The 278-nt window shown below is 33.1% G+C and carries 1 protein-coding gene; it reads left to right on the forward strand.

The window, feature by feature from the left end; genetic code table 11:
- Positions 1-201, forward strand: a 201-nt coding sequence (locus tag IEQ44_RS18565; protein ID WP_227487624.1) for a hypothetical protein, incomplete at its 5' end; no start/stop codon positions are given.
- Between the last annotated feature and the right edge of the window lie 77 nt (positions 202-278).

Raw genomic sequence — 278 nt, forward strand, 5'->3', positions numbered from 1 at the left:
ACAAATGAAATTCTTGAAACCTATGGGCCTAGGCCTAGTGAAGCTACAACTTATGTGCAACGTTTTAAGGCGAAAAATGGTAAATTAACACCAGAATTTAAAGAAGATTTACAGTATTGGTATAACAATGATAAAGGGCAGAATGTTCTTAATGATGTTACCGAATTACTATGTCAGATTAAATCTAAGGTTTGCCTATAAAATTAAATGTAATGGTGCCAATTTGAGTTGGTTTTGAAGCGTCTTTGCTAAATTTTGCTTCTTTAGCGTATTCCAAG

This window comes from Nocardioides malaquae, from assembly GCF_015070385.1.
Lineage (GTDB): Bacteria > Actinomycetota > Actinomycetes > Propionibacteriales > Nocardioidaceae > Nocardioides > Nocardioides malaquae.